The sequence below is a fragment of the Shouchella oshimensis genome (assembly GCF_004375095.1).
Classification (GTDB): domain Bacteria; phylum Bacillota; class Bacilli; order Bacillales; family Bacillaceae_D; genus Shouchella; species Shouchella oshimensis.
In genome coordinates this window covers 379573-392799 of record NZ_SNUX01000004.1, presented here as the reverse complement: position 1 = coordinate 392799, position 13227 = coordinate 379573, and the positions used below count along the sequence as shown (strand labels likewise).

The 13227-nt window shown below is 40.9% G+C and carries 11 protein-coding genes; 9 read left to right on the top strand and 2 right to left on the bottom strand.

Features of this window, described 5'->3' with window-relative positions; all coding sequences use genetic code 11:
• Positions 1-397: 397 nt before the first annotated feature.
• The 3 genes from E2L03_RS17500 (at position 398) to E2L03_RS17490 (ending at position 2840) form a co-directional block, all read left to right on the top strand.
• The gene (locus E2L03_RS17500) at positions 398-1702 is read left to right on the top strand and encodes an acyl-CoA thioesterase/bile acid-CoA:amino acid N-acyltransferase family protein (RefSeq protein WP_134259907.1); all 1305 of its coding nucleotides are present in this window, start codon (positions 398-400) and stop codon (positions 1700-1702) included.
• A 125-nt stretch (positions 1703-1827) separates the two neighbouring features.
• Complete coding sequence (locus tag E2L03_RS17495; protein ID WP_035393672.1) at positions 1828-2157, top strand: PadR family transcriptional regulator; 330 nt, start codon at positions 1828-1830, stop codon at positions 2155-2157.
• Complete coding sequence (locus E2L03_RS17490; RefSeq protein ID WP_134259905.1) at positions 2154-2840, top strand: DUF1129 family protein; 687 nt, start codon at positions 2154-2156, stop codon at positions 2838-2840. Before E2L03_RS17495 ends, E2L03_RS17490 begins: the two co-directional genes overlap by 4 nt.
• Before the next feature lie 163 nt (positions 2841-3003).
• Here E2L03_RS17490 and E2L03_RS17485 read toward each other — a convergent pair whose 3' ends face one another.
• Entirely contained in the window at positions 3004-4611 is a 1608-nt protein-coding gene (locus E2L03_RS17485; RefSeq protein ID WP_134259903.1) for a glycoside hydrolase family 43 protein, read from the bottom strand.
• A 159-nt stretch (positions 4612-4770) separates the two neighbouring features.
• Positions 4771-6021 (bottom strand): ROK family transcriptional regulator, encoded by a 1251-nt coding sequence (locus E2L03_RS17480; RefSeq protein WP_166740361.1) that lies wholly within the window; start codon positions 6019-6021, stop codon positions 4771-4773.
• 123 nt (positions 6022-6144) lie between these two features.
• Here E2L03_RS17480 and E2L03_RS17475 point away from each other — a divergent pair, with 123 nt between their 5' ends.
• The 6 genes from E2L03_RS17475 (at position 6145) to E2L03_RS17450 (ending at position 13218) form a co-directional block, all read left to right on the top strand.
• Positions 6145-7440, top strand: coding sequence for an extracellular solute-binding protein (locus tag E2L03_RS17475; RefSeq protein WP_124742751.1), 1296 nt, complete (start codon positions 6145-6147; stop codon positions 7438-7440).
• Positions 7441-7525: 85 nt separating this feature from the next.
• Positions 7526-8404: a carbohydrate ABC transporter permease gene (locus E2L03_RS17470; protein ID WP_134259901.1), complete on the top strand. Its 879-nt coding sequence runs from the start codon at positions 7526-7528 to the stop codon at positions 8402-8404.
• 14 nt (positions 8405-8418) lie between these two features.
• Complete coding sequence (locus tag E2L03_RS17465; RefSeq protein WP_038483795.1) at positions 8419-9240, top strand: carbohydrate ABC transporter permease; 822 nt, start codon at positions 8419-8421, stop codon at positions 9238-9240.
• A gap of 18 nt (positions 9241-9258) precedes the next feature.
• On the top strand, positions 9259-10584 hold the full coding sequence (gene xylA / locus E2L03_RS17460; protein WP_124742749.1) for a xylose isomerase: 1326 nt from the start codon (positions 9259-9261) through the stop codon (positions 10582-10584).
• Between the two features lie 29 nt (positions 10585-10613).
• Entirely contained in the window at positions 10614-12113 is a 1500-nt protein-coding gene (gene xylB, locus E2L03_RS17455) for a xylulokinase (protein WP_134259899.1), read from the top strand.
• A gap of 352 nt (positions 12114-12465) precedes the next feature.
• Complete coding sequence (locus E2L03_RS17450; protein ID WP_038483786.1) at positions 12466-13218, top strand: DeoR/GlpR family DNA-binding transcription regulator; 753 nt, start codon at positions 12466-12468, stop codon at positions 13216-13218.
• Positions 13219-13227 lie beyond the last annotated feature (9 nt).

Genomic DNA, 13227 nt, shown 5'->3' with positions numbered 1-13227 from the left:
AACAAGGCAGAAAAGAACCACCCCGAATCGATTGCCCTATCGAAGGGTGGTTACGCTCATTGGGACAATCAGATGCCTTTAGATCCGATTCTACCAATCTCTTTATAGATAAACTAGTTCTTTCGATAGACGCAACTTAGTTAGAAGATAGCAGAGTTAATCGGTTTAAGCAAGCATTTGCGTAAAGAGAAACAGGGGAATAGAAGGAGTAACTGCGATTTTACGAGAGTATTTTTACTATACTCATCGTTACCGCACAAGGTGTGTTGAAACCGTAATCATGTTTAATTCGTAGTGTGAGTAGTGTTCATCGTATATGGTTGATCAACAAGTTTTGAGTGGGTAAGAATAAAGGAGAGTAAAATATGAAGTATTCTTATAATGAGGAGGGTTTATTTTGAATCAAATTAAGGTTCACCCTACGTTCTGCATGACGGAAACAGCGAACATTGTCGATTCCATTTCAATCAAGTTAAAAACACAACAGGCAAATGAAAAAGTGAAACTGATGGTACAAACGATGGATGAAGATAACCGCATTTTTCGATCGGAAGCAACATTTAAAACGGATTCAAACGGTATGATTGATGTAGCGACTCAAGCGCCTTTATCTGGAGACTATCAAACCGTTGACACATCAGGATTATTTTGGTCCATGAAGGCGATAGAAAAAAAAGAACACCTGTTTAAAAAACATAGTGCATCGCCAATATCATTTTACATAAAGGCTTTTGATGAAAAAGGAAAGATGATTGCGGAACAAACATTTACACGAACCTTCATAGAAGAACAAGTAGTGAAAGAATGTTTAGATGGGGAGCTGGTAGGATCTCTGTATTATCCGAAAGAGCAGAAAAATCTTCCAGGTATTGTAATCTTGGGAGGATCTGACGGTAGTGTGTACCGAGGAGCAGCTGCTTTGCTTGCTGCACAAGGTTATGGTGTTATCGCACTAGCGTATTTTGGTCAAGGAAATTTACCAAAGGGGATTGAAGAGATTCCCCTCGAATATGTGGATCAAGCCTATCGTTTTTTAGAAAATAAATCGTTTATTGATGCATCTACATTTGGTTTAATTGGACATTCTAGAGGTTCTGAATTGGCTCTTCTATATGCTTCAAAGTATCCGAAACTAAAAGCGGTGATCGCAAGTGCTCCGAGCTCCATTCTGTTCTCAGGAATGGTTAACTTTCAGCCTACGTCCAAGTCAGCTTGGACACACAATAACGTACCACTTGGTTTCTTAAAAACCGAAAGAAGCCTAAAGGATACCGTTTCCTTTTTTCGCCATTGGATGACGAAAAAACCTTATTCCATGCTCTCAACAATGGAGCAGAATTTAAAGGACGAAGAAAAAATGGAGGCACACTCGATTCCAGTTACAGAGATAAAAGCACCGATCATGGTCTTTGCCGGTACAGATGATCATGTTCAACCTGCGGTATTTTTTATGGATCGAATACAAAAAGCGTTACAGGGTCACGAATATGCTGTCAACCATACCTATATTAAACATTCGGGAGCAGGACACTTTTCGGCGTTTCCGAGCAGTCTCCCTCATCTTCCACAAACGATCGCGAGTACCAACTTTAATATGACGATGATGTTTGGAGGAACGAAGAAGCAAAATGCGAAAATAGCAGAGGAATCATGGGAGGAAACGCTGAAATTTTTAAAAGAACAGTTAAAAGGAGGTCGTTAAAAAACCAAACTTCTCCTTGCATATGTTGGTCCGCTCATATAAGATAAAGACAGCTACTTGGTAATACCGAGTAGCTACTAAAATCATTACTACTTGGTTATACCATGTAGTTAGTAGGTGACTAGATGTCAAGAACACAAATTCTAAAAGGAATCTTAGACGCGTGTGTAATGACGATTATTAAAGAAGATGAGGTTTATGGCTACGAATTAGCAGTGAGGTTACAAGAAGTAGGGCTACCTGAAATAAGCGACGGGACCATTTATCCTGTGCTGCTTCGTCTACAGAAGAAAGGCTTTATCTTTAGTGAATTAAAAGATTCCCCATCAGGACCAAAAAGAAAGTATTACTACTTAACGAAGGAGGGGGAAGAGGAATTGAACAGTATTATTCAACAATGGAACACGATTGTTACCCCTGTAAACGAGCTTCTTGGAAGGAAGGATGAAACATGACGTATACAGAAGAATTAATTAAACTGAACAACGAAAAGCGAGAAGCGTTGTCTGAAAGGAATCAACAGGTTTATGAAGATTTCCTCTTGTATTTTCGAACGGATTTAAGAATAGCTGAACAGCAAGCAGAGGAATTGTTAATGGATATACTAGATCATTTGCTAGAAGCGGAGAAGGAAGGAAAAACCGCTTCTGATCTATTTGGTGAAAATCCGAAAGCCTATGCAGAAGAGCTCATTGCTCATTTACCGCGTGAGAAAAAGAAGCACCAGCTAGCGGTGGTCGCTGATGCCTTCTTCAGTACACTTGCCTTTATCTTTATCATACAAGGCGCGGCGAATGGCCTCTTACCACTCTTTTTTGACTACAATCAGGCGATATCAGTAGGAAATGCACTTGTCATTGCCATCTATGTAGGGTTCTCAATTCCTTTGGCAATTAGTATGGTGTTTGGTTTCGTTCGACAGTCTTTATTTAAACCAGACCAGAAGAAAAGCGATACATGGATGATCCTAAAAGGTGGCTTATATGGCATGGTTTGGTTTGTCCCGCTGTTTTTGTTCTATACATTTGTTCCGAGTTTCGGGCCTGAGCTTTCTTTAGACTGGTGGATTTATGTCGTAGTCGGTGGTCTCTTGTACCTTATTCTAAAAATCATAAAAGGCTGGGACAAAAGTAGATAGACAGACCAAAATGACGAACATTCCTGAAAATAGGAACGTTCGTCGTTTGTTTTATATGAAAATGAGCGAAGGATTCTCCTGTAGCCGTGCTACTCAGCATATTTTAGACTATTCGTCTTTTCAAATACTGCTTTTCGTTATGTCCCAGCCTCTTTCCACTTTATTAGTCGAGTGGCTCATAAGTGAAGTAATCAAAGTCAGCTGGAAGACTCTCGCCTGATGTATCTTGGCATTGCATTCCGACAAAAGCGCCAGTGAAAAAGCCTCCCCCACGAACATAGTCGTCCGATAGTTTATAAGAATCAAAGAGTATGTCTAGTTTCGTCCAATGAACACCATCGAACGAGTAAGAATAAGCATAGGTTTGAGTTTCGACAGTAACACGTAAATAGACATCTTCCACTTCATTTGGGATGGGGATCTCTTGAATCCCTAATGGTTGTGAAAATGAAAAATTATCGCAGGCTGTAAGTGCAAGCACTTTGCCTTTTTCTTCATGGTAGGTCACTTGAAGAGCGGTCCAATTCTCTGTGTTGTAATAGTTTACAAGTCCGGCAGCTTGTTGAAAGGTGTCTGGCTGAAAACGGACTTTTGTTTCAGCTCTAAAGTGAAAATGTTGCCATCTTCTTGCTACAAATGCTTGTGTGAATTTTGATGTTAACGATTCTTTTCCATACAGACGCAAGTGTCCAGGACGATCTTGCAGAGAAAGACACTTTTGGTCTAGAGGGATGCGTAACGTTTGGTAATTCATAGGTAACGTATCCTTGTCAAAATGATCGGTTTGGTCTTCTTGTTCAAACGGGTATTCCGTCATAGCAGGTCCTTCAATCCGAAGGGAGGGCTCATTTCCCCCGACCAGATAAGGCCAATCGTTTTTCCATTCTAGGCGTTGAATCGCTGTTTCTCTTCCTAGCGGGCAATAGCCCCTCGGTGCCAGTAAGGGTTGACCATTCCTAGGTAACGGTCGGCCAGTAAGGTGAACAAGAAACCATTCATCCGTGTGCGTGTGGACGATGGACGCATGGCCAGCTTTTTGAAGCTTGTTTTTAGGATATGGATACGACGTCAGTAATGGATTTTCTGGGTGCACTTCATAAGGACCCCATAAATCTTTTGACCGAGCGATCGTTGCCTGATGTTCGAAACGTGTCCCACCTTCTGCCGTTAACAAATAGTAATAGCCATTAATGAAATAAAGATGAGGAGCTTCTGTTAGTTTTATGTCCGTTCCTTTAAAAATAACGTCTTTTTTTCCGACTAATTTCTGTTTTACTGGATCATATTCTTGTAGAACAATGCCGTAGAAAGAATGATTGGGTATACGGTGATCCCATACCATGTTAACGAAATATTTTCTACCGTCTTCATGATGGAACAGCGATGGATCAAAGCCAGAACTGTTTAAGTGAATGGGATCAGACCAATCACCATCGATTGTATCGCACGTAACGAGGTAATTATGACAGTCCTTCCATTGTCCTGCTACAACCTTTACATCTGTGAAAATGAGCCAAAATGTCCCATCAGAATAGGACAAGGCAGGGGCCCATACACCGCCTGAATCAGGATTTCCAATCATATTTAGCTGGGATAATCGATTAAGGGGTCTTGAAACAAGCTTCCAGTTTTTTAAGTCCCTTGAATGATAAATGCCCACACCTGGGAACCATTCAAACGTTGAGACGGCAATATAGTAATCATCTCCAGCTCGACAAATACTAGGGTCAGGGTTAAATCCAGTTAAAATAGGGTTTTGAATCGTTGTCATAGCGATCATGCCACCTTTTCACAATAGTTGTAAGCGCTAACAATACGGGTAACAGGAATGAACCAGCTCTATGCATTGCTGCATGAACAAGTTATACTCCTTCTGTTTTCATAGCAAAAAACGATCCATCACCTCCATCCGTTATGTTAGATAAACGAATTAGTTGTGTTCTAGAAAATGTTTGATAAAATGTTCACTGGAAAAAGCAGCAACACCTAGAGCAGCTGAACGCTTTTCTAATTTAGAAAATTGTAGCTGGGTAGCTGATGATTGATTAGAGAGAGACGATTGTTCGAGATGATTCTGAATGTCATCTGAAAGCCATTTGTGCAAAACAGCTAAACGGTTCCCAATAATGATTTGCTCTGGATTAAAGACATTAATGATGGTATTAATACCGATAGCCAAATTCTTTCCGATGAGTTGGATAAGCTCAATTGTTTGTTGATCCCCTTTTTCAGCTAGCTGGACAATGGTCTCAAGTGAGAGTGGTTTTTGGTTAAGAGGGGTGAGTCCGGCTTCTTTTCCTTTACGTACTAACGCTTTTTCGGAAGCGAATAGTTCCCAGCATCCTTTATTTCCACAGGTACAAACCGGCCCATCTTTATCAATGGTCATATGTCCAAGCTCACCAGAAAGCCCATGTTGTCCTAAATAAAGCTGATTATTTAAGATGAGCCCTACGCCAATCCCGATGCCTACACTGATATAAATAACATCTCGATGCTCTTGTCCAGCACCAAATCGTTTCTCTCCATAAGCACCGGCGTTAGCTTCATTATGAATCGTAACAGGTATGTTGTACTTCTCTTCAATGAGTTTACTAATTGTGACGTTTTTCCAATTCAGGTTTGGAGCAAGTAAGATCTCACCGTCTTTGTTTATCATGCCTGGGACACCAATCCCAATCCCAATAACCCCGTACGGACTTTTAGGCGTAACAGAGAGTAACTCATCAATTAAAGAGAAAAGGACTTGTGTTGCCGTTGGAAATGGGAACTCGTCAATATCAATTTGCTTTTCATAAACAATTGTTCCTTGTAGGTCCGTTAGAATGGCAAGTATGTAGTTTACGCCAATATCAATCCCGATAGAGTAGCCTGCTTCTTGATTAAACAAGAGCATAACGGGTTTACGACCGCCATTTGATAAACCCGGACCTAGTTCAAGTATGAGTTCATGATCAAGGAGTTCACTCACGGACGATGAGACGGTTCCTTTATTAAGGCCGGTTTGATTTGCAATATCAGCCCTTGAAATCGGGGACGATTCCTTAATAAGTTGCAAAATAATGGATTTGTTTCGTTGTTTCACCACATGCTGGTTGTACGTCTTAATCAAAAAATCAATCCCTTCAAGATATCGTGTACTATTAGGTACACTATAAAGTACTGAAACAGGAAACGCCATTCATTAGGATACTTTGTTTATTCATTATACACTTAGTTTATCTACTAGACAAACTAAGTTTTGCATGCTATTCTAATTTTGACATTCGTTCCACCATCTCAAAATACGTTAAGGGGGAAGATCATGAACAAAAAGAAAGCGATTACATTAATATCGACTTGTAGTTTAGTATCACTTCTTGCAGTAGGGTGTTCAAATGGTTCTGGTGGTGAAGCAAGCAACGGGGGCTCGGAAACAATTGAATTTATGCATCTATGGCCACAAGGGAGTTCCGCTGAACACCATCGTATTGTCAATGAGATCGTAGCTGATTTTGAGGAAGAGAGCGGTATTTCTGTTGATATGCAAGTACTAAGTAACGAGCAGTACAAAGATCAAATTACGATCTTATCTGCCTCCAATAGCCTACCAGATGTTGGAATGACATGGGCAGCAGGTTATTTAGACCCTTTTGTTGAGGGAAATAAATTTGCACCATTAGATGACTTATTAGACGACGGATTAAGAGAAGAGTTTGTTGCAGGCACACTTGAAGCTTATGAGAAAGAAGGGGAAACATACGGTTTACCACTTGAATTAAACACAGTATACATTTACTACAATAAATCCATTTTTGATGACTACCAGTTAGAAGTGCCTGAAACGTATGAAGAATTCGAACAAGTCATTCATACATTAAAAGATGAGAATGTGAATCCAATTGCTTTAGGTAATGGCGATCGCTGGACCGGTTCTATGTGGTACATGTATTTTGCGGATCGAATTGGCGGTAGTGAGACCTTGACGAGCGCCATTGATCGTTCTGGTTCATTTGAAGACGAAGCCCTTGTCGAAGCAGCCGCAAAAATACAAGAATTGGTTGAGAACGATTCATTTGTAAGTGGGTTTAACGGATTAGCGGATGAAGAAGCGAAGAGTATGTTTATGAACGAGCAAGCAGCCATGTACATGATTGCGACGTGGGATTTACCGAATTTTACAACAAATGAAGACATTCCTCAAGAATTTAGAGACAGTGTTGGGTATTTTACGTTTCCAACTGTAGAGGGTGCTGGTGATCCAAAGAGCTATGTAGGTGGTCCTGGCGTTGGCTTGTTTATTAGTGAAGACTCAGATGTAAAAGAAGAATCGAAGCAGTTTGCTACGTATTTTGTAGAGCAATGGGGAGAGCGAGCGGTTTCTGAAGCTGGCGTACTTCCTGCCACAACAGTAGACAGTGATGCTCTAGACTTACCTGATATGTACGTAGACGTCTTGAATGATTTGAATGAAGCGACGAATTTAACCCTTTATGCAGATGTTCAAATGTCTGCTGCGACAGCCCAAACACATCTTGATTTAATTCAGTCCTTATTCGGATTAGAAATAACACCTGAAGAATTTGCAGAAGCACATGAAAACGCTTTATCAGATGAATAGTGCACGTACATGATCCATCGTTTTTAACACAAGGGCTTTTTAGTAAGAAGAGCCCTTTTTACTTCTTTCAATGGGGGTGTGTGAAATGAACAAAGTGATGTCAAACAAGTGGTTTATAACCCTCTACCTTCTTCCAGCCCTATTGCTGCTACTGGTACTAATCTTTATTCCACTTCTTCTTACTGGTTATTATGGGTTAATGAGCTGGGATGGGATTGGCGAAATGAGCTTTATTGGTCTTGACAACTACATAAACGTTGTACAAGATGCTACCTTTTGGCAGAGTGCAGGTCACTCGTTTTTGTTAGCACTGTTTTCAACTTTAAGTTTACTTCTTTACTTAGCCGTCTCGCTTATACTGGCGTCAAAAATTAAAGGTGCCAATGTATTCCGTAAAGTGTATTTAATTCCGATGCTTCTATCTTCTGTGGCGATTGCTCAGCTATGGATTAAGATTTATAACCCTTCAAACGGAATGCTCAATACAATGTTGGGCTGGATCGGAGTGGAAAATCCACCGCTATGGCTTGCGGACCCATCGATTGTTCTTTATTCCATCTTTATTCCGATACTTTGGCAGTACGCTGGATTTTATATTCTGATTTATTATGCAGCATTAAAAGGAATACCAGAAACGATTATTGAAGCAGCGAAGATCGATGGTGCAAGTCCATTGCAAATTGCCCTTCGTATTAAGCTCCCATTAATTATGGGTGTGATTAAAGTCACCATTGTTCTTGCGGTTGTTGGTTCACTAAAATACTTTGATTTGATCTTTGTCATGACCGGCGGAGGACCTAACGGAGCAAGTGAAGTGATGGCTTCTTATATGTATAAGCTTGCTTTTGGTAGCTACAACTTTGGCTATGGTAGCGCAGTTGGTTTTGCTCTTCTAGTTATTACCTTAATTGTCACCTATATTGTTCGCAAATTAACCGCGGATAAAGAAGATATCCAATATTAACGAGAGGTGATTGCATGAAAAAGCTCGGTTACTTCCTGTTATACGGAAGCTTGAGTATCGTAGCCATCATTCAAGTGTTCCCTATTGTATGGTTGTTTCTCTTCTCTTTAAAAGACAACCGTGAAATTTTTGCAGGGAATCCATTTGCTTTACCGCAAGCGATTAAATGGGAAAATTACTACAGCGTCTGGGAAGCAGGCATTGGTAATTACTTTTTTAATAGTGTTTGGATTACGACTATATCAATTTTCTTTACATTACTTTTTGCGAGTATGGCTGTTTTCGTCATTACGAGAATGCATTGGAGGCTAAACAAACTCGTCCTTGGGCTATTTATGATCGGGTTAATGATTCCCATCCATTCGTCGCTCATTCCATTGTTTAGTATGTTTCTAGATGCAGGGATTATTGATAACCCTTGGGCCATCGTTTTAACGTATACAGCTTATAATTTGCCGATTACGATGATGATTCTTTTAGGATTTTATTATACGATTCCCAAAGAAATAGAAGAAGCTGCTATTATTGACGGCGCTTCCTTGCATCGGCTCTTTTTCACCATTATTTTGCCGCTCACTATTCCTGTTTTGTCAACAACAGCGATTATTAATATGATTTACAACTGGAACGAGTTCGTTTTTGCGAATACGTTCATCAGTTCCGATCGCTACAAGACATTAACCGTCGGAATTCAAAACTTTGTTGGTCAATATATGACGGACTGGGGCGCTATTGGAGCAACGCTCGTCATTAGTGTGCTACCGATTTTAATCGCATTTTTCTTTTTTAGTAACAAGATTGTGGAAGGAATTTCATCGAGTGCTGTTAAAGGATAACTATAGGAGGAATGAACAATGACTTATTTTTCAACGGTATCAAACGTTCGCTACGAAGGGAAGAATTCAACCAATCCATTTGCTTTTAAATTCTACAATGCCGAAGAGGTTATTGGCGATAAGACGATGGAAGACCATTTGCGATTTGGGGTAGCCTACTGGCATACGTTTACAGAAGATTTAACAGATCCATTTGGAGTAGGAACGGCGATTAGACCGTGGAATCATTTAAAAGGTCTTGATTTGGCAAAAGCGCGAGTAGAAGCGGCCTTTGAGTTCTTTGAAAAATTAAGTGTGCCTTACTTTTGTTTTCACGATGTAGACATTGCGCCAGAAGGCGAGAACCTGAAGGAAAGCAATAAAAATCAAGATGTTATTGTTGCTATGATGAAAGACTATATGAAAGATAGCAAGACAAAGCTATTGTGGAATACAGTAAATAATTTCTCTCACCCTCGTTTTGTACATGGAGCGGCTTCATCAAACCATGCAGATGTGTTCGCTTATGCTGCGGCTAAAGTGAAAAAAGGGCTAGAAATAGGAAAAGAGCTCGGTGCAGAGAACTATGTGTTTTGGGGAGGGCGTGAAGGCTATGAAACTCTCTTGAATACGGATATGAAATTGGAGCTAGATAATCTTGGACGTTTCTTTCATTTAGCCGTTGCATACGCAAAAGAAATTGGGTTTGATGCACAGTTTTTAATTGAACCAAAGCCAAAAGAACCTACGTCCCATCAATATGACTTTGATGTGGCGAGTGGCTACGCGTTCCTCCAACACTACGGATTAGAGAAGGATTTTAAATTTAACATTGAAGCCAATCACGCGACATTAGCAGGTCATACATTTGAGCACGAGCTTCACTACGCACGTATACATGGAATGCTTGGTTCCGTTGACGCCAATCAAGGCCATCCTCTGTTAGGATGGGATACGGATGAGTTTCCAACAGACATTTATGCGACAACACTCGCCATGTATGAAATTCTAAAGAATGGTGGACTTGGGCGGGGAGGATTAAACTTCGACGCAAAAGTGAGAAGAGGCTCCTTCGCAGCAGAAGACCTAGTTGAAGCACATATAGCGGGTATGGACAGCTTTGCTGTTGGTTTAAAAGTAGCACAAAAGTTGCTTGATGATGGTGTACTAGAAGCAGTTGTTGAAGATCGCTACCAAAGTTATTCCACCGGGATTGGCAAACAAATTGTAGACGGAACAGTTAGCTTACAAGAATTGGAGCAACATGCGTATACGTTAGATACAATCCAACAAACGTCTGGAAAGCTCGAGCGTATAAAAGGCATCATCAATCAATACGTATTAACAATGTACGCAGATCAATAGAAAAACCTAGGGCTAGGTGTGGTGATAACGTGAAGTATGTGATTGGCATTGATTTAGGAACAAGCGGGGTGAAGATTACTCTTGTTAACCGACAAGGTGAAACGGTTCATGAGCGATCAAAAGCATACCCCCTTATTCAACACAAATCTGGGTATAGCGAACAAGATCCAAACGAGTGGGTAGAGAAAACCTTAGAAGGGTTAGCCGAAATGGTTACTCACTTTACAGGCAACCCATTGGACATAGAAGGAATGAGTTTTTCTGGACAAATGCACGGTCTTGTTCTACTTGATGAACAGCAACAGCCCCTGCGGCACGCCATTCTTTGGAATGATACGAGAACGGGAGAAGAGTGTAAAGAGATTTACGAAAAAGTAGGTAGAGAAAAACTGCTTGAGCTGACGCAAAATCTAGCTTTAGACGGGTTTACGTTACCGAAACTGTTATGGGTGAAAAACCATGAGCCAGAAGTATTTAATCGAGTAAAAAGCTTTCTTTTACCGAAAGATTATCTTCGTCTCAAGCTAACCAACGCGCTCCATATGGACTATTCGGATGCAGCTGGTACTCTTTTATTAGATGTCAAACAATCATGCTGGAGTGAAGAGATTGCGAGATTAGTGGGTCTTGATAAAGCTCTGTTTCCGCCACTTGTAAACGCTCATGATAAGGTAGGGGTATTAACCGATGAGGTCGCCAAACGCACCGGACTTTCGAACGCAACCAATGTGTTCGCTGGAGGAGCTGATAATGCTTGTGGCGCCATCGGTGCAGGTATCTATGAAGAAGGGAAAACCCTCGTTAGTGTTGGAACGTCTGGTGTGGTTCTCTCTTACGAGGAAAGCAGCGATAAAGATTTTCAAGGTAACGTTCATTATTTTCATCATGGGGTTGCAGAGCGCTTTTATACAATGGGGGTAACCCTTGCGGCTGGCTACAGTCTTCAATGGTTTAAAGAAACGTTCGCGCAAGAAAAACGTTTTGATGAAGTGCTCGCTGAACTAGAAGAGGTGCCGGCAGGGGCCAATGGTTTGCTGTTTACACCGTATCTTGTAGGTGAGAGAACTCCCCATGCTGATGCAACCATTCGAGCTAGTTTTATCGGCATGGACAGTGGTCATAAGCATGCTCACTTTGTGCGTGCAGTTGTCGAAGGCATTACGTTTTCCTTACACGAATCTGTGATGTTGTTTAGACAATATGGAAAAGAAATTGAGACGATTATTTCTATTGGAGGCGGAGCAAAAAGTGCCTCGTGGTTACAGATTCAAGCCGACATCTTTAACGCTAAGGTCGTGAAGTTGTCAACAGAGCAAGGCCCTGCGATGGGTGCTGCTATGCTGGCCGCTTATGGATGTGGTTGGTTTGCCTCGTTGAAGGAATGCGGCGATGCGTTTCTGTCCATTGAGGAAGAATTCGTCCCTAACGAAGCAAACGTGAAGACGTATCAGCAACTATTCAATGTCTATCAACAGGTATATGGGAAAACGTTTGAACTAAATGAACAATTATCTACGTTTAGAAGATAGGTGAGTAGAGGCTTGGACATAACGAAAAGTAGTAGTTGAAAAGACGAATAGTCTAAAATATGCTGAGTAGCACCGCTACAGGAGAATCCTTCGCTTTCCGGGGACACGGCCTCAGCCTCTCCGTGGAAAACCGCCACTCCAGAGTCTTCAGACACGTGCTGATCCCCCAGGAGTCTTCGGATTTTCCTTCTGCTAATTTTCATATAAAACAAACGACGAACGTTCCTATTTTCAGGAATGTTCGTCCTTTTTGTCTGTCTATCTACTTTTGTCCCAGCCTCTACTTTTTTGCTCTAAGGATACGTTTACAAATGTTTGATAATGTGCGATATTTACTAACGAGGTGAAAAGCATGTTAACGATTGAACGACATGAGCGCTTGCTCGCTTATTTAGCTGAACATAGATCCATTCGAGTATCAGAAGCAAGTAAGCAATTGAATGTAACAGAAAAAACCATCCGCCTTGATTTAGAGGCACTTGAAGCCAAGCATTTCCTTAAGCGTGTCCATGGTGGAGCCGTTTTGTTAGAGACAGAAACGAGCTTGTTACCCATTCAAAAAAGACAACAGAGCCACGGCGAAAAGAAAAAGGAAATCGCTTTAAAAGCCAAGACATGCTTAGCAGATCATGACGTCATCTTGCTAGATGGAGGCAGCACTGCAGTGGCATTTGCAGAAACGTTAGGCGATCAACCACTAACGGTTATTACAAATGACATTCAAGTAGGGGCTGAACTATATGAAAAAGAAGCCATTCAACTCATCATGCTAGGAGGCGTACGTCAAGGAACGAGTTCTGCTCTTTACAGCACAGAGACAATAAACATGCTTGATGCCTTCTATGTAAAGAAAGCATTTATCGGCACGACTGGAATCTCAGTAAAAAATGGATTATCTGTGTTAAATCAACAACATATTGAATGGAAGAAAAAAATAATTACTGCTGGAGAAGAAGTTATTTTACTAGCAGACTCAACAAAATTTGGTCAGACCGGATTAATGACATTTGCAGAGATAAGCGCACTTGACGGAATTGTAACAGATACGCAAATCGACCAGTCAATGAAAGCCGAGTTGGAAAAGCAAGGCATACAAGTGTATTAAAAAGATTGT

Bases quoted from the DNA above. Each gene is read 5' to 3' on its own strand.
- E2L03_RS17465 (WP_038483795.1), top strand. From the start codon at position 8,419: ATGAAAAAGCTCGGTTACTTCCTGTTATACGGAAGCTTGAGTATCGTA.
- E2L03_RS17475 (WP_124742751.1), top strand. From the start codon at position 6,145: ATGAACAAAAAGAAAGCGATTACATTAATATCGACTTGTAGTTTAGTA.
- xylA (WP_124742749.1), top strand. From the start codon at position 9,259: ATGACTTATTTTTCAACGGTATCAAACGTTCGCTACGAAGGGAAGAAT.
- E2L03_RS17450 (WP_038483786.1), top strand. From the start codon at position 12,466: ATGTTAACGATTGAACGACATGAGCGCTTGCTCGCTTATTTAGCTGAA.
- E2L03_RS17485 (WP_134259903.1), bottom strand. From the start codon at position 4,611: ATGACAACGATTCAAAACCCTATTTTAACTGGATTTAACCCTGACCCT.
- E2L03_RS17480 (WP_166740361.1), bottom strand. From the start codon at position 6,021: ATGGCGTTTCCTGTTTCAGTACTTTATAGTGTACCTAATAGTACACGA.
- E2L03_RS17470 (WP_134259901.1), top strand. From the start codon at position 7,526: ATGAACAAAGTGATGTCAAACAAGTGGTTTATAACCCTCTACCTTCTT.
- E2L03_RS17490 (WP_134259905.1), top strand. From the start codon at position 2,154: ATGACGTATACAGAAGAATTAATTAAACTGAACAACGAAAAGCGAGAA.
- E2L03_RS17495 (WP_035393672.1), top strand. From the start codon at position 1,828: ATGTCAAGAACACAAATTCTAAAAGGAATCTTAGACGCGTGTGTAATG.